Annotated in this window: 14 protein-coding genes; 2 read left to right on the forward strand and 12 right to left on the reverse strand. The window is 47.2% G+C overall.

The window, feature by feature from the left end; all coding sequences use genetic code 11:
- Nucleotides 1–903: 903 nt before the first annotated feature.
- From hslU to GUA98_RS02240, 8 genes are all read right to left on the reverse strand, one after another.
- Nucleotides 904–2,304, reverse strand: coding sequence for an ATP-dependent protease ATPase subunit HslU (gene hslU / locus GUA98_RS02205; protein ID WP_095287837.1), 1,401 nt, complete (start codon nucleotides 2,302–2,304; stop codon nucleotides 904–906).
- 130 nt (nucleotides 2,305–2,434) lie between these two features.
- The gene (hslV, locus tag GUA98_RS02210; protein ID WP_095287838.1) at nucleotides 2,435–2,977 is read right to left on the reverse strand and encodes an ATP-dependent protease subunit HslV; all 543 of its coding nucleotides are present in this window, start codon (nucleotides 2,975–2,977) and stop codon (nucleotides 2,435–2,437) included.
- A gap of 27 nt (nucleotides 2,978–3,004) precedes the next feature.
- Nucleotides 3,005–4,348, reverse strand: a complete 1,344-nt coding sequence (gene trmFO, locus GUA98_RS02215) for an FADH(2)-oxidizing methylenetetrahydrofolate--tRNA-(uracil(54)-C(5))-methyltransferase TrmFO (protein ID WP_415752988.1) — start codon at nucleotides 4,346–4,348, stop codon at nucleotides 3,005–3,007.
- Between the two features lie 15 nt (nucleotides 4,349–4,363).
- A complete protein-coding gene (gene topA / locus GUA98_RS02220; protein WP_193721935.1) occupies nucleotides 4,364–6,463 on the reverse strand; it encodes a type I DNA topoisomerase in 2,100 nt (699 codons plus the stop codon).
- A gap of 111 nt (nucleotides 6,464–6,574) precedes the next feature.
- Nucleotides 6,575–7,705 (reverse strand): DNA-processing protein DprA, encoded by a 1,131-nt coding sequence (dprA, locus tag GUA98_RS02225; RefSeq protein ID WP_193721936.1) that lies wholly within the window; start codon nucleotides 7,703–7,705, stop codon nucleotides 6,575–6,577.
- Nucleotides 7,706–7,949: 244 nt separating this feature from the next.
- Nucleotides 7,950–8,879: a succinate--CoA ligase subunit alpha gene (sucD, locus tag GUA98_RS02230; protein WP_095287842.1), complete on the reverse strand. Its 930-nt coding sequence runs from the start codon at nucleotides 8,877–8,879 to the stop codon at nucleotides 7,950–7,952.
- A 181-nt stretch (nucleotides 8,880–9,060) separates the two neighbouring features.
- Complete coding sequence (gene sucC, locus GUA98_RS02235) at nucleotides 9,061–10,221, reverse strand: ADP-forming succinate--CoA ligase subunit beta (protein ID WP_153977988.1); 1,161 nt, start codon at nucleotides 10,219–10,221, stop codon at nucleotides 9,061–9,063.
- Between the two features lie 258 nt (nucleotides 10,222–10,479).
- Nucleotides 10,480–10,935, reverse strand: coding sequence for a MarR family winged helix-turn-helix transcriptional regulator (locus GUA98_RS02240; protein WP_095287844.1), 456 nt, complete (start codon nucleotides 10,933–10,935; stop codon nucleotides 10,480–10,482).
- Between the two features lie 228 nt (nucleotides 10,936–11,163).
- On the opposite strand from GUA98_RS02240, the gene GUA98_RS02245 reads away from it, so the two are divergent.
- Together GUA98_RS02245 and GUA98_RS02250 are read left to right on the forward strand one after the other, a co-directional pair.
- On the forward strand, nucleotides 11,164–11,592 hold the full coding sequence (locus tag GUA98_RS02245; RefSeq protein WP_193721937.1) for an organic hydroperoxide resistance protein: 429 nt from the start codon (nucleotides 11,164–11,166) through the stop codon (nucleotides 11,590–11,592).
- Nucleotides 11,593–11,866: 274 nt separating this feature from the next.
- Nucleotides 11,867–13,471, forward strand: coding sequence for a YifB family Mg chelatase-like AAA ATPase (locus tag GUA98_RS02250; protein ID WP_193721938.1), 1,605 nt, complete (start codon nucleotides 11,867–11,869; stop codon nucleotides 13,469–13,471).
- A 144-nt stretch (nucleotides 13,472–13,615) separates the two neighbouring features.
- Here the strand turns inward: GUA98_RS02250 and GUA98_RS02255 are convergent, their stop codons facing one another.
- The 4 genes from GUA98_RS02255 to GUA98_RS02270 form a co-directional block, all read right to left on the reverse strand.
- A complete protein-coding gene (locus GUA98_RS02255; protein WP_236146737.1) occupies nucleotides 13,616–14,173 on the reverse strand; it encodes a nitroreductase in 558 nt (185 codons plus the stop codon).
- Between the two features lie 258 nt (nucleotides 14,174–14,431).
- On the reverse strand, nucleotides 14,432–14,833 hold the full coding sequence (locus GUA98_RS02260) for a YraN family protein (RefSeq protein WP_321573825.1): 402 nt from the start codon (nucleotides 14,831–14,833) through the stop codon (nucleotides 14,432–14,434).
- Nucleotides 14,830–15,138, reverse strand: a complete 309-nt coding sequence (locus GUA98_RS02265) for an EscU/YscU/HrcU family type III secretion system export apparatus switch protein (protein WP_095287847.1) — start codon at nucleotides 15,136–15,138, stop codon at nucleotides 14,830–14,832. The genes GUA98_RS02260 and GUA98_RS02265 overlap by 4 nt, the downstream gene beginning before the upstream one ends.
- Nucleotides 15,135–17,207 carry a DNA ligase gene (locus tag GUA98_RS02270; protein ID WP_193721940.1) on the reverse strand — a complete coding sequence of 691 codons (2,073 nt, stop codon included), beginning with the start codon at nucleotides 17,205–17,207 and terminating at the stop codon, nucleotides 15,135–15,137. Before GUA98_RS02270 ends, GUA98_RS02265 begins: the two co-directional genes overlap by 4 nt.
- Nucleotides 17,208–17,226 lie beyond the last annotated feature (19 nt).

A 17,226-nucleotide genomic window follows, 5' to 3' on the forward strand; every position in this document is an offset into this window, starting at 1 on the left:
CGCCTTTTCGCGTTTTTCTAGGACTTAAGTAGAATTAACTCTGATGTTGTCGTATAACATAAGTTTCTTCGAGATTGGCATTTATTACAATAAGAAAAAAGCCCTATCTTTTCTGAAAGAGAGGGCTTTTTGTGTATTTTCTGCAAATTATGAATTTTTTCGCAAATGTTGAGGCCCAAAACAAATTGGAGTTCACATCTACAAAACACACACTTAAACATTCTTAAAATTTATATCAGGAACTTCCATCTCATTCCTACCTTCACTTCATCAGCTTCATTTACAATTGGGAAAATCTCTCTTAATTGTGTTAGCAATATTTGCCGTTGCAACAAGGTTTTTATTCATCATAATTTCAGAAGGAAGCATTCAATATATTAAATAATAGACAAGCAGGTCTTCTAGCTTTAATTGTTTACCCTGATATAACACAACACTTTCTTAACAATTAAAAATCCCGTTATACTTGGAAGTCAACGAAAATATTTTACTGCAGCAGCGTATTACTCCGATCGACTTTTTGCGCATTTGCGCAAGTTTTGTCGGTAAGGTAATTAAACCGATAACCAGACTTGGATAAAACAGACAACCTTATATTGGAATCTATTCCACCCGTAAACATGATCTTTTTCGGATTCGTATGACCCCGGATCCTGACAACTGCGGCACAAGTCCTATTTTTTACTACTCTAAATGTAACTTCAATCTTTTTATCGGCTTTTCTGTGAAAATTCATTAGTCGTGAACAAAAAAAGGCAGCATTCATCTGCCATAAAGATAAGCAATCACCAACCGATCAGGATTATTCCTTCAACAGTAGTTCATCTTATTTCTATTAAACAGTGAATACCACCATTAAACTTCAATATAATCAAGTTCTTCTGAATACTTTGAAAAGTCTTATTACAGAATATATTGACTCAGGTCACGATCCTGAGCAATATCGTTCAGTTTCTCTCGCACATACTCCGGAGTAATCACCATTCGCTCCAGCGTGAGCTCAGGCGCCTCATAGGACAGATCCTCAAGGAGTTTCTCAAGAATAGTATGCAGACGCCTAGCGCCAATATTCTCCGTATTTTGGTTTACGGATTCAGCAAGCTTGGCAATCTCACGAATAGCCTCATCCGAGAATTCGATTTCAATATTTTCAGTACGCAGCAAGTCGACATATTGTTTTGTCAACGCATTTTGAGGTTCGGTCAAGATCGATACGAATTCCTCCAGAGATAGGCTATTCAGCTCAACCCGAATTGGGAAACGTCCTTGAAGCTCGGGGATCAGATCCGAAGGTTTCGCCACATGGAACGCTCCGGCCGCCATAAACAGAATATAATCGGTTTTGACAGGTCCGTACTTGGTCATCACAGTAGAACCTTCCACGATAGGCAAAATGTCCCGCTGTACCCCTTCACGAGATACATCCGGTCCGCTGCCACGTCCCTGGCTGGCCACCTTGTCAATTTCGTCAATAAAAATGATACCCGTCTGTTCAGCTCTGCGAATGGACTCTTGCGTAACGTCATCCATATCAATCAGCTTGCTCGCTTCTTCCTGGATCAGAACTTTACGAGCTTCTTTGATTGCCAGCTTGCGTTTTTTGGTACGTCGCGGCAGCAGGCTTCCAAACATCTCCTGCATATTCATGCCCATCTGGTCATTTCCCTGCCCTGCAAACATATCCATCATATTCGGAGCTGTATCCTCAACATCAATCTCGATAATGTCTTCTTCCAGTTTACCGGATAACAAGTCGAATTTGATCTTGCGACGCCGCTCTGCGACATTGGTGTCAGGTTCTGGTTCTTCCTGCTCGGGCGTATTGTTTCCGTTATTGCCAAATATCATTTCAAACGGGTTACGTTGATTTTTGGACTTGGATTGGGAAGGAGCCAGGATATGTACGATACGTTCATTGGCAGCTTCTTCAGCCTTGTCTTTTACCTTTTCGGTGCGTTCCAGCTTAACCATCCGCATGGACGTTTCAATCAGGTCACGGATCATGGATTCAACATCACGACCAACATAACCCACTTCCGTGAATTTCGTTGCCTCTACCTTAACAAAAGGGGCTCCCACCAGTTTAGCCAGACGGCGGGCAATTTCCGTTTTACCAACACCTGTCGGTCCAATCATCAATATGTTTTTAGGGACAATATCATCCTGCGTATGCTCTGGCAAAAGGCTGCGGCGATATCGATTGCGTAAGGCAACCGCCACCGATTTTTTGGCCTGTTTCTGACCCACAATATACTTATCAAGCTCTGCAACGATTTGTCTTGGTGTTAACGCTTGTGTTTGCATTTCGCTTCCCTCCTACCAGTCTACTTAAAAATCCTGCATAGAAATATGTTATCAAAATTAGGGATAACCCCGCAAATTGATAGGAATAGCCCTAACGGCCATGCTCTATGTTTCAGTTTGCGGGGTTATCTTACAGTTCTTCTACAATGATATTATTGTTGGTATACACACATAACTCTGCTGCAACCTGCAGCGACTCACGGGCAATGTCCTTGGCTTCCAGGTTAGTTGCATGACGTTTTAATGCACGTGCAGCAGACAGAGCGAAGTTCCCACCAGAACCGATCGCAATGACATCATCATCCGGCTCAATGATTTCGCCTCCGCCAGAGATGAGCAGCATTCCTGTCTTATCCATAACGATAAGAAGCGCTTCGAGCTTGCGCAGAATGCGATCCTGCCGCCAGTCCTTGGCAAGCTCCACCGCGGCACGCTGCAGATTGCCATGATGCTCTTCCAGCTTACCCTCAAACTTCTCGAATAGTGTAATGGCATCCGCTACTGAACCGGCAAAACCAGCCACAACCTGTCCGCGGTATAGACGTCTTACTTTTTTGGCCGTATTTTTCATCACAACGCTTTGTCCCATGGTCACCTGACCATCTCCGGCAATCGCTGCCTTGCCATTATGACGAACTGCACAGATCGTTGTAGCATGAAATGACATATCCATGATTCAGCCTCCTCCCACGAAACTAATTTATACGCCTCCCGGAACGGTTAGACCTTCTGCAGCTGCAAAACGGGCAATTCCATCCAGTGCGCGCTGTGCAAGAGCTTCATTTTTTTCTTTTTTGTTACGGATCTTCGTTTCCAGTTTTGGCAGCAAGCCAAAGTTTGCATTCATCGGTTGGAAGTGTTTGAAGTCAGCCGTAGTAATATACTGTGCCATACTGCCTAGCGTTGTCTCTACTGGCAGTACTACAAGTTCCTGTCCAAGCGCCGCTTTGGCTGCATTCATCCCCGCAATCAGACCTGAAGCAGCAGATTCAACATACCCTTCAACACCTGTCATTTGTCCTGCAAAGAACAGATTTGGACGTTCCTTGAATTGATACGTCGGACGCAGCAATTTGGGAGAATTAATGAACGTATTGCGGTGCATAACACCATAACGTACAAACTCCGCATTTTCCAGGCCAGGGATTAGCGAGAATACCCGTTTCTGCTCTCCCCATTTCAGATGTGTCTGGAATCCAACCAGGTTATACAGGGTTCCTGCTGCGTTATCCTGTCTGAGCTGTACTACTGCGTGTGGTAATTCCCCTGTATGCGGGTTAATGAGACCAACAGGTTTCATCGGACCAAACAGAGCCGTTTGTTTTCCTCGCTTCATCATGACTTCAATCGGCATGCAGCCTTCGAAGTAAATTTCCTTTTCAAACTCTTTTAATTGGGCAACCTCTGCCGTAATCAGAGCATCATAGAAAATATCAAACTCTTCTTCTGTCATCGGACAGTTTAGGTAGGCTGCCTCCCCTTTATCATAACGAGATGCAAGGTACACCTTGTTCATGTCAATGGAGTCTTTTTCAATAATCGGAGCAGCTGCGTCGTAGAAATAGAAGTATTCCTCGCCCATCAGCGCCTTGATTTGTTCGGATAATGCTGGCGAAGTCAGTGGACCGGTTGCAACAACAACGATACCGTCCTCTGGCAGGGAGGTCAGTTCTTCGTTGACTACCTCGATGAGTGGATGCTGATGAAGCGTGGAAGTAATCTCTCCCGAGAATCCATCGCGGTCAACAGCAAGTGCTCCTCCCGCTGGAACTGCATTTCGATCGGCTGCACCCAGTACCAGGGAGTTCAGCATTCTCATTTCTTCTTTCAGCACACCAACTGCATTGGTCAAACCGTTGGCACGCAGCGAATTGCTGCACACCAGTTCTGCAAATTTATCGGTATGATGAGCCGGTGTTTTTACAACCGGTCTCATCTCATATAGTTTTACACGTACACCGCGACTTGCAATTTGCCAAGCGGCTTCAGTTCCTGCCAGCCCGGCTCCAATTACCGTTACTACCTGTTCATTCGTCAAAATCATTTACCCCCATATATGCTAATCCGCTGTTTCTTCTTCCGGTTCCTCTACCGGTTCCTGATGATCACAGGATGTACATTGCAAACGCGTCCCCTGCTTGTTTCGTTTCTCAACCATGAGAGAACCACAACTTGGACAAGGTTTGGACGACGGTTTATCCCACGAGACGAAATCACACTCTGGATACTTGTCGCAGCCATAGAAGATACGTCCTTTTTTACTACGACGTTCAACCACATGCCCTTCCTTACATTTCGGACAAGTTACGCCAATATCCTTAATAATCGGTTTGGTATTCCGGCAGTCCGGAAATCCGGAGCACGCAAGAAACTTGCCGAACCGACCCAGTTTGTATACAAGCGGCTTGCCGCATTTCTCGCAGATTTCGTCCGAGACCTCATCTTCAATCTCAATCTCTTTCATTTCTTCTTCTGCGAATTCGAGTCTTTTCTCAAATGATTCGTAAAATTCAGCAAGCACTTTGACCCAGTCTTCCGAGCCTTCTTCCACATGGTCAAGATCACCTTCCATATTGGCAGTGAACTCTACATTCAGAATTTCAGGGAAAAACTCCTCCATCTGCTCGATGACCAGTTCTCCAAGCTCAGTCGGCATGAATTTTTTCTCTTCGATTGCCACATATCCACGCTTCTGAATGGTCTCCAGGGTTGGTGCATATGTACTTGGACGCCCTATGCCCAGCTCTTCCAGCGTACGTACAAGTCTTGCTTCCGTATACCGGGGCGGCGGTTGAGTGAAGTGCTGTTTCGGTTCAATCTCCTGCTTCTCTAACCGATCTCCATTTTTTAGTGGAGGCAGCAAACGATCTTCTTCCGTGGTACCATCATCGTTCCCTTCCACATATACCTTCATGAAGCCCTGGAAGCGAACCTTGGAGCCTGCTGCACGGAAAATGGTATCTCCAGCTGCGATATCCACAGAGAGTGTATCGAGGACAGCAGAGGACATTTGGCTAGCCACGAAGCGCTCCCATACCAGTTTATACAGTCTGAACTGATCACGGCTCATAAATGATTTGATGGAATCGGGATCACGCAAAATGGATGTTGGACGAATAGCTTCGTGAGCATCCTGCGCATTGGCAGCCTTCTTGGAATAGTTTCTTGGCGTCTCAGGTGCAAAAGCTTCACCGTACTTGCTAACAATATATTCTTTGGCTTCTTCCTGAGCTGATGCCGCAATCCGAGTGGAGTCTGTACGCATATACGTAATTAGACCCACTGTGCCTTCTTTTCCGAGGTCTACGCCCTCATAGAGCTGTTGAGCAACCGACATCGTTTTGGAAGCCCTGAAATTCAATTTCCGTGCAGCCTCCTGCTGCAAAGAACTTGTCGTAAACGGAGCGGATGGATTCCGGCTGCGTTCTTTCTCTTTCACTTCTTTGACGGTAAAATCCGCATTCTCAATTTGTTTCAAGATTGCTTGTACTTCGGCTTCGCTTCCGAGTTCAGTTTTTGCACCATTCAATTGATGGAACTTCGCTTCAAACGGGTTGCCGTCAGCAGTCAGCCTCGCTGTAATGCTCCAGTATTCTTCTGGAATAAAGTCATCGATTTCATTTTCGCGATCCAAAATGATTTTGACTGCCACCGACTGTACACGTCCAGCGGACAATCCTTTTTTGACTTTCTTCCATAATAAAGGACTGATTTTATATCCGACAAGCCGATCCAGAATTCGTCTGGCCTGCTGTGCATTAACCAAGTCCATGTTAATTTTGCGTGGTGTTTTGAACGCATCCTTGACTGCCTGCTTCGTAATTTCGTTGAAGACAACTCGGCAATCCTCCGTGTCATCCAGTTCAAGTGCATGAGCCAAGTGCCATGCAATAGCCTCGCCTTCGCGATCCGGGTCAGCTGCGAGGTACACTTTTTTCACTTTCTTTCGTGCATCCTTCAGTTCTTTCAAAATCGAACCTTTGCCGCGGATCGTAATATATTTCGGATTAAAATCATTCTCCACCTCAACGCCGATCTGACTTTTCGGCAAATCGCGCACATGTCCCATCGAAGCCTTCACGATGAACTTGCTGCCTAAATATTTGCCGATTGTCTTCGCCTTTGAGGGCGACTCCACGATTACGAGTGAATCCGCCATAGGTTCATCCTCCTCTCAGTCATGAAACTGCTTGTTCCTTTTTATCCTTGTCAGCAATTAAATAACTTCCGTTAATAATCTATTTTCACATGCCGCGTAGTCACAGCATTGTCATACCCTTGCATATTTGGTTCCAGGTAATTGGCTAATCTGTTTTTTTATGATTAAAGATAACAGAACTGAATGCAAATGTCCAAAATCCCAACCGAGCTGCTCTACAAGTTGATCCAAAGATCTTTCGTCCTGCTCCAGCAGGGAGATGATCCTTCTCTCATCAGATGAGAGACTCACCTTAGGAAACATATCCGGGTGACTACCTGCTCCCTTTTCTGGGGAACGTCCTCTATTGTAAGGAAGTTGTTCGGGATTTGGCAAGTCCATTCGGTACTCTTCAAGCAGATCGTCCGCGCAGGTGACCAATTTTGCCCCCTGACGGATCAGATTATGTGACCCTCGACTCTTGGGTGATGTAATGGGGCCCGGAACAGCAAATACATCTCTTCCTGCCTCCAGCGCTGCATCTGCAGTAATAAGTGAGCCGCTTCGAATATCCGCTTCTACAACCAGCGTTCCAAGTGTCAAACCGGCAATTATTCGATTACGCTCCGGAAATAGTCCTTGATGAGCACGGGTGCCTGGTGGATATTCCGACAGCAATAGACCTGTTTCAGCAATTTGCTCAGCTAGTTTTTTGTTCTCAGGTGGGTAGATCTTATCAATTCCTGTGCCAAAAACGGCAATGGTTTTACCTTTTGCGCGAAGAGCAGCCTCATGACAAGTGCTATCGATACCACGGGCAAGACCACTTACTATGGTCAACCCTGCATGACAAAATTCTGTTGTCAGCTTCTCGCCTACTTTGCGACCATATACTGTTGGCATACGAGTTCCTACCATGGCAATTGCCTTTGTATGTAACAAATTCATATCCCCACGGCCGTACATAACCCAAGGTGCCTGAACGGTTTCCTTCATTAATATGGGGTAATCTTCATCCAGATAGGTAATAACCTGAATTCCTTGTTTATAAACGGCTTCACGCCTTTGCTCAATCCAGTCTGCATCGAAAGTATTCACGAGCCTGGTGGCCTGATCTTTACGCAGCCCGGCTTGAACCCAATCTCCTTCGTCATAATGAAGCAAATCCGGAAGGTTGTGCCCCCCTATCATTAATTTCGAGATCGTTTTCTTCCCAATACCATCCATTTCATGCAAACCAAACAGAATCAAGCTTTTCTCCATACTGTAAGCCTCCCAAGTGGGAAGAACACTTCCCTCATATTGTGTAGGTTGTGACGACAGAATGCAAGCGTTTACTTTAAAGAGAGCAATTCAGCTCTCCCATTTGGTAAGTAATTCAACGCAAAAAAAGCAACCTTTCACCCCGTTTAAGGGCAAAAGGTTGCTTACCTTTTCCGTATCACAATAGTCGGTTACAAGAGTAATAACATCTCCGCACCGTTTCTACTATTATAATGGAAAAGAATTAATGTGTCGTGCACAAATTTAAAATACCGCGCTCTTCCAGTACACTTACAAGTGTGGAGCCCATCTCGGCAGGCGTAGGCGCAACTTTGATACCGCAGGACTCAAGCTTCGCGATTTTTTCCTTGGCTGTACCTTTACCTCCAGAGATAATGGCACCAGCATGACCCATGCGTTTGCCTGGAGGCGCAGTAACACCACCAATAAATCCAACAACCGGTTTGGTCATATTGTCGCGAACCCACTCTGCAGCGTCTTCCTCTGCTGTACCACCGATCTCCCCGATCATGATGACAGCATGAGTCTGAGGATCTTCATTGAAACGTTTGAGGATATCAATGAATTCGGAACCTTTAACCGGGTCTCCCCCGATTCCTACCGCTGAAGACTGTCCAATGCCACGTGTAGTCAGTTGATGAACAGCTTCATACGTGAGCGTTCCGCTACGGGAAACGACGCCAACATGTCCAGCCATGTGGATATAGCCTGGCATGATCCCGATTTTACATTCACCCGGTGTAATAACACCAGGACAGTTCGGTCCGATCAATACCGTCTTTTTGCCTTCCATGAAACGGTCTACCTTCACCATATCAAGGACAGGGATGCCTTCTGTAATACAGATTACAAGATCAAGCTCTGCGTCAACAGCTTCCATGATGGAATCCGCTGCGAATGCAGGTGGCACATAAATAACACTCGCTGTTGCACCTGTAGCTTCCTTCGCTTCTTGTACCGTATTAAATACCGGAAGACTAACAACTTTGCCATCTTCCAGCGTGATATCAACATTAGTCCCGCCTTTGCCTGGTGTTACACCGCCTACCATTTGGGTTCCGTAATCCAATGCGCCCTTCGTGTGGAACATTCCCGTTGAACCCGTAATGCCTTGCGTAATGACTTTTGTATTTTTATCGATCAAAATACTCACGTTGCTTCACATCCTTACGGTTATTTTTCAAGTTCCGGACAGCTCCGGCACTAAGAAAGCAATTTATATCATTCGATTCCATCGCTGGCGGGAACATGAATTAGACGACTGAAGCATTCCGATATAATTCATGAAGATTGCGACCGCTCTTTGGATTGATATAAATGGCCCAGGAATGAACTTATTTTACGAGGGCAACGATTTTTTGTGCACCGTCAGCCATGGAATCAGCAGGTACAATATTCAGGCCGGATTCACCCAAAATTTGTTTGCCAAGTTCCACGTTCGTTCCTTCAAGACGAACAACCAGCGGTTTAGTGAGGCCAAGCTGCTTCGCTGCTTCAACCACACCATTTGCAATGACATCACAGCGCATGATTCCGCCGAAAATGTTAACGAAGATGCCCGCCACTTTGGCGTCAGACAGAATGATTTTAAAAGCTTCTGTTACTTTCTCCGTTGTTGCACCGCCCCCAACATCAAGGAAGTTGGCCGGGTCTCCACCGTAGTATTTGATGATATCCATCGTAGCCATCGCAAGTCCCGCACCGTTAACCATACAGCCGATGTTGCCATCAAGTGCTATGTAGCTGAGGTCGTATTTGGAAGCCTCGATTTCTTTTTCGTCTTCTTCATCCAAGTCGCGAAGTTCCAAAATATCCTTGTGACGGAACAATGCGTTGGAATCAAAATTCAGTTTCGCATCCAGTGCGATAACGTTTCCATCTCCAGTAACAACAAGAGGGTTGATCTCGGCAATGGAGCAATCTTTTTCCACAAATGCAGTGTACAATGCAAGCATAAATTTGACCGCTTTGTTCACCAATTCATTCGGAATATTAATGCTGTAGGCCAATTTACGTGCTTGGAACACTTGTAATCCAATAGCAGGGTCAATAATTTCTTTGAAAATTTTCTCAGGAGTAGCTTCAGCCACTTCTTCGATCTCCGTACCGCCTTCTTCGGATGCCATCATCACGACACGGCCCGTTGCACGGTCAACTACAACACCCACGTAGTACTCTTTGCGGATATCGCAGCCTTCTTCGATCAAAAGACGTTTGACTTCCTTGCCTTCCGGTCCGGTCTGGTGTGTCACCAATACTTTTCCCAAAATTTCGGAAGCATACGCTCTAACTTCGTCTGCGCTCTTCGCTACCTTTACGCCGCCGGCTTTTCCCCGGCCACCTGCGTGAATTTGCGCTTTGACTACAGTCACCGGACTGCCCAGTGCCTCTGCGGCCGCAACCGCTTCATCGACTGTATAAGCAACCTTCCCATTAGGAACGGCAACTCCATACTGTTTCAGTACTTCTTTTCCTTGATATTCATGGATATTCATTCTCGAATCCTCCTATCAACATGACTGCAACAAGGCGGGTTGGTTGACTACCAAAAGACAAATGTTGACTATTTTCACTTAAACCCAATTCATTGTAACACGTTTTTAAAACGCTTTCCTTAAAAAAGTAATGGTTAATAGACAGCTTTTTGATATGGATATCATCCCATATTGTGAATGCTTGGATATTAATGGAAAAAACCTCAGACTAATATGTCTAAGGTTTCTCCTTTTCGTTATATCAAGATTATTTCCAGGTTATTTTCTAGCTTCTTTCATATTCGTTTCATGTACCTTCTGAAGAAGCCCTTTAAACTGACCAAGCAGCGATTCAAATTCCGTACTGCTCAGGCAAGCATCCCCCTGAATAGAATCCGGAATGGACAGAGCCTTATTGCGAAGCTCCTTACCTGAATCAGTTAACGTAATAAGCACTTTACGCTCATCCTGTGCAGAACGTTCACGATGAATGAGTCCGGCAGATTGCAGGCGTTTTAATAGCGGTGTCAACGTTCCCGAATCCAAGTAGAGCGCCTCTCCGATTTCTTTAACCGTGCATTCCTCTCGCTCCCACAATACCATCATGACCAAATACTGCGAGTAGGTGACACCCAGAACCTCGAGATATGGCTGGTACATCTTCGTGATTTCACGTGAACAAGCATATATGGCAAAGCATAATTGGTTATCCAGCTTCAAAGCATCCGTTTGCATAATATTAATCCCACCTGCCTATTGTACATTTAATTTCTTATAGAAAGCTCTGTGTTAAGCCTGTCTTCTGCATGCTTATTTGCACAACCTAAAAACTCTCTCTCTATATATTATCACAAATTAGAAAAAAAACAGAATAATTGAGCACAAGGGATTTTACTTTTCTATCTTATTGTGTTAAATTAAATTGTATAAAATATAATTGTGAACATGAAGGAGCGAATTGACATGATAACTATTCAACAAAAAATGTATGAAACTACAGTAAAAGCAGTTGGCGGACGTAATGGTTATGTAGAATCCTCTAGTCCGGAACTTCGTTTAGATGTTCGCACACCGAAAGAAATGGGCGGTGCAGGTGGTGAAGGTACCAACCCAGAGCAACTGTTTGCAGCAGGTTATGCAGCTTGTTTTGATAGTGCACTAAATATGGTTGCTCGCATGCAAAAAATCAAGTTAGAAGGTACTGAAGTCACAGCTACCGTTCATTTCGGAAAAGTGGAAGACGGAGGCTTTGGCATCGCGGCAACACTTGACGTTCTTGCAAAAGGCGTAGACAAGGCTACAGCTGAGAAGCTGGTAGAAGCAGCTCATCAAGCCTGCCCGTACTCCCGTGCAACACGCGGCAATATTGATGTTGAACTAAACGTACTTTAATTCAATTCGTAAAACAGCTTCATTTCCTCTACCTTGAGGCGGTTAGTATTATTAACGTTATACCCTATTCAGACAATGATTTTCTGATGATATCCATGAGAGTTGATTAATAAAATTCAGAATTCAGGGTTAGCATTGCAGCGATGATGAAGACAGGTTGACGCCCTGATTTCTTTTATATACAATGCTTATTAGAAGCTGAGGAAGCACCTTAATTCGCACACTGGCCCGCATTATGCGCAGCCAAGGACGAAGTGAGGTGTTTCTTTTTATTATGTACGGAAAATTATATAGCGCATGTTTATATGGGATTGACGGGGTACTAATCGAAGTGGAAACGGATTTATCCAATGGATTGCCCCAAACTTCCATTATCGGCTTGCCGGATTCGGCCATTCGTGAAGCAGTAGAGCGTGTTCGTGCTGCTGTCAAAAATTGCGGTTATCAATATCCATTACAACGGATTACGATTAATCTAGCCCCTGCTGACCTGCGTAAAGAAGGCTCTTCATTTGATCTTGCCATTGCCGTAGCTTTGCTAATGACTAGTGGGCAGCTCGTGCTGCCATCCCAGGAAAGAACACTTTTACTCGGCGAACTCGCTTTGGATGGCTCAGTTCGATCCGTACCAGGTGTACTTGCCATGGTGGATCTGGCTAAGCGTCAAGGCTTCACTTCCGTTCTCCTCCCCGTTGATAATCTGGCAGAAGCTTCGTTAATTAGCGGTATTAACGTATATGGAATTAGTCATCTAAGAGACATTGCGCCAGATAAGCCTGATTCCCAGACAAAAGATGGGGTCTTGTCCAAAGCGGGAACGGTTGTTTTGAATAACTTCGCTCACCTTATGAAACCAGCTGCATCTGAACAGGGTCTCTCCAACCCCAATGCCAATACTCTTATTCCGGCTTCGTTAAGCGATGACTACAGTGACGTCCTAGGCCAACATCATGTGAAGCGTGCACTGATGATTGCCGCAGCCGGGATGCATAATATATTGCTAGTGGGTCCACCAGGGACTGGCAAAACGATGCTGATCAAACGTCTGCCCACTATTCTCCCTCCGTTATCCGAGGAAGAATCACTTGAAGTTACCAAAGTGCTAAGTGCTGCTGGGAAACTGAAAGAAACGTCCAACGGTTTGGTTACGGAACGCCCCTTCCGGTCACCACATCATACGATATCCACATCCGGCCTAATTGGTGGGAGCGGTATTCCGAAGCCGGGTGAAGTCAGCCTTGCACACCGCGGTATTCTGTTCCTTGATGAGCTTCCTGAGTTTCATCGTCAAGTGCTTGAAGTTTTACGGCAGCCGCTGGAGGATCATACGGTCACCATAAGCCGGGCAAGAGCTGCTTTTACGTTTCCTGCACAGTTTATGCTTGCATGCTCCATGAATCCCTGCCCGTGCGGGTATTTGTCCGCTCAATCCGAGGGTCAGCGCTGTATCTGCAGCCCTTCCCGCGTTGCAGCTTATCGGGCCAAAATCTCAGGTCCTTTGCTGGATCGGATAGATTTACAGGTCGAGGTTCCTCCACCTGGCGAATGGCGAAAGGCAGCACCTTCCCCCACTTCTGCCGAGATGCAAGCCAAAGTTGTCCACGCTCATCATATCCAGGCTAAGCGTTATGCGAGCAGCTCTGTGCGATGGAATAGTCAGTTATCCGGAAGACTGCTCCGCCGAACTGCACGTCTTCCTGCGGAAGCCGAGCATCTGCTCCAGAACACACTACAGGCCCTTAACTTAAGCATGCGTGCTCACGATCGCATTATCAAGATGGCACAGACGATTGCTGATCTGGATCATAACGGCGAAATTTTAACGGCTCATGTGGCTGAGGCGATTCAGTATCGGCAGTTGGATCTGAATTTGTTTTAGACCCTTAGCAACTCCAGCTCATAACATATAAATTCACTTTAATGACAATCACTAAAAAAACCGTTCAAGTTATCTCCCTCATTTCACTGAAAGGAGACCTTGAACGGTTTATTGGTTAAGACACGGACAGGGCATTCTATTTACTCAATCAAAAAGGGTAAGTTTGTCTTTGGCCGGTGTACGTTCTTTCGCAGAAGGAATGACCTCCGGATAACCCATGTAGACCATACCGACAATTTTCTCGCCAGCCTCAATCCCCAGTGGTTTGCGGAATTTCGGTGCATACAGGAAAGGCTTGGTTACCCAAAAGGTTCCAATATCTTCACTCCATGCAGCCAGCATAAAGTTCTGCACCAGTGCACTTACTGCAGCAAAGTCCTCATCCCATATATTTTGTCTTGGATCCTCTTCCAGAACCACAAGCATGATCGATGGTACCTGCATAACATTGGCTGAAAATTTGTTATCTTCGCCCATCTCTGCTTCAATCGCTTCTGCAAGCTTCTTCCGCCCGTCTCCGGTAAATAACAAAAATCTCCAAGGCTCACGCAATTTATGGTTTGGTGCCCAGACTGCCGTATCTAACAGCTCGATAATCTGTTCTGTAGGCACAGCTTCTTTCTTAAACTTTTTAACGGTACGCCGGTTTTGAATGGCACTTCTTACTTCATTGACTGTACCAATATGTGTAGATTTGGTCACTGAACTTACCTCCCTATGGAAAATTCTCCATCACAGCAAATTCCCATTGCGCTGTTAACGGACTTTTATAATAAATAAAATGCAATACGCTTGGTTACATTCTTGATTATACAACGAACCGTTCTTCAGATTCAAAGGACGCCCATGGAATGAGTTTTGGCTATGTTTTACACAAAAAAGGTGTTTCTAAAATTTGAATTCACGAGAGAATCCATTCATTCTAGACAACACCATGTTTAACTGATTCAGTTTATTAATTCAGAACGCATTTTCAATGTGCTCAACAGTTACAATCTGACCTGCCGGATCAAGCATCACAGCAACCACATCAAAACGAATTTGTAATTCTCTCCCTCTTGATTGTTGCAAATATACGGCAGCCGTGGAACGAACCTGCTGCATCTTACGGAGATCTACCGATTCCTGCGGTGTACCATACTTCCCTGCTCCACTACGGCTTCGTACCTCGACAAAGACAAGCAAGTCACCATGTGAAGCGATAATATCAATCTCACCACGGCGGCAACGCCAGTTTTGTTCAATTATTTGATAACCTTGCTCACGCAGCCACCTGCAAGCCGCTTCTTCACCCAACTTGCCTTTTTGCTGACGCGTAAGTTTGGGAGTAGAGTTATGTCCAGATCCAGGTGAATGGCTCACCATGTATCCTCTCCCTCACTTCCGGAAGCGAGGCGGTCTGCTCGGTAAATATAGGTTAACACCTCAGCCACCAGTTGATAGAGCTCTGCCGGAATTTGCTCGTCCAAGTCAAGCTTGGACAAAACCTCCACCAGTGCAGCATCCTCCTGAACAGGAACTCCGTTTTCCTTAGCTTTATCAAGGATAGCTTCCGCGACTTTACCGCGGCCTTTGGCCACGACGACCGGCGCTTCACTTTCGCCGGGTACATATTTTAAGGCAACAGCCTTTTTGGAAAGAAGATCTGGCTGCGGCTCATCTTTCATACTCGCATATCCACCCCTTTGTAGCGATCAGGACTGTAGTCGGACGCATTTATTTTACGTTCGGCACCCGGCTCCTGGCCAACTGGCCAGGGCTCTGTCTTAAAGGTTAATAATTGATAGCCCAGCTTGTCCAGCGCCTCTTGAATCACTTCCCGTCCGCTATCCAGAAGCGGACCCATGCACTCCCGATCATTGAGAACCCGAAGGCTGACAATATTGTTGACGACATGCACATCTACCAGTGTTGGTCCGAGACTTTTCATGTCCAGATCAAACCACAACCTGCAATTGGATGCATCCAGTTCACCGCGCTGGCCACGCCGGGATTGTATCTGTACCGAAGCCGTTTCTTCTCCATTGGGTCCGGTAATCGGGATGAACCAGTGCATCTGGGCAAAGGTAGAGCCCCGGTCTGTTGTCAGCAGCAACTGCTGACCCGTCAGATATTGCACAGCCTGCCCGGCGGCTTCCTTCAGGGCCGCCGGGGCACTGTCGCTGCTGGCAAGCTGCAGCAGCAAGCCCTTCAGCGAGTCCGCGGGGCCCGGACTCGCCGCCTCACCCACGCGCGCCTGCGCAGCCGCGCCGTGCACTGCATGCTGCTCGTGCTCCGCACCGAGCAGCTTCAGCACGCGCCCCACCCACGGGTCCCCCTCGTGGGTGACAGGCGCGTGCTGTGCGGCAGCGCCCGCAGGTGCTGCCGCATTTCCCCCAGCCGGCTGCGCATCAGCGCCGGCTGGTACAGGCTGCGGCACGCCTCCGGCAGCCGCAGCCGCCTGGCCGCCCGCAGGTGCAGGGGCGGCCTGTGCTGCCGCACCAGGCTGTGCCGGTGCGGCAGTGGACGCGCTGCGCAGCGCGTCCAGCAGGGCCAGCAGCTTCGGCGCCAGCTGCGCCGCCGTTGGTGCTGCTGCCCCTGTTTGCGCTGCTGCGGGCGAAGCACTCGCAGCTGCGGGCGAAGCACTCGCAGCTGCGGGCGTCTCCGCGCGGCCATCTGGTCGCCCAGCCGCGCTTCCTTCCTGCTGGCCGGCAATCCCTCGTCCAGCTGCTACATCCGCTGCCGCCCCAGGTATACCCGGGCGGCCCGCTTCCGTGGAGCGCCGGCTCTCTCCAGGGATTCCCGTCCCCGCCTGAATGCCTTGCCCAGCTTTTCCAGCCATTTCCGCTTGTCCGTCTCCAGATTTTATCCCAGCCTCAGGATGCCCTGTGCCTGTGGTGGTTTGCACACCACCTCGCACGTCTGTCGCTTCGCCGCTGTTTGACATCAGAACAGCTCCTGTTCCAGCTCCTGCCGGCGTTGTTGTAGCCCCCTGCGGCAATGGTGCCGTTTGGCCAGAGGTTCCCGCCTGACGTCCTCCTGCCTGAGACATTCCCGAATCATCCGTTTGCTGCCCTAAGGGTGCTGTTATAGGCAAACCACCCGACGCTGACAGCTTTGGTGTGGCTGCCTGTTCGCCCATGACCACGGTTTTGCCCGCATTCTGAGTAAGAAATGTTTCCAGCTGCTCCGTTAACCCATTTAGCAGCTGATGAAGGGGTGGACCAAATACCGTCTGATGCAATCCTTTTACCGTTTCCGCCGTAATCGGCAGACCACGCTGAAAAGCAATCCCCGTTGCCTGCACCCACTCTTCCACAGGTACCTGAGCTGGTTTGACAGTCATCATACTTTGAACCATGGCCACATTATCCTTCGTAAGCGGCACACCACTGTGCTGCATAGCAAGCAGTAGTTCCCGATTTCCCTTGGTATCCGGTAAACCTACCTCTTGAAGCAGATTATTCAAGGATGCTTGCGGCAATTCAGACAAATTGCCGGCCAGCGGCTTCATAACGGTCACACCATTCTCTCCAGGCGGCTGCACTTGAAGTAGTGTGGTTTCCCCTGGGCGAAGTGGTGTCTCGAGCTTGGCACGTACCTGTACGCCCTGAATTTGCAGAACAGCCTCTCCACCATCCTCTGAGACACTTACGACAGATCCACGTACAACTTGACCCTCCTTAAGCTCCAGCGGCTTGGCATTCCCCGGCTTGCTGTCCCCCAGGAGACCACGAATCATCGAGCTAATATTCACAGTTCTCTCCCTCCTTCCT

Origin of the sequence: Paenibacillus sp. P13VS (assembly GCF_015143645.1) — a bacterium.
Lineage (GTDB): Bacteria > Bacillota > Bacilli > Paenibacillales > Paenibacillaceae > Paenibacillus > Paenibacillus xylanilyticus_A.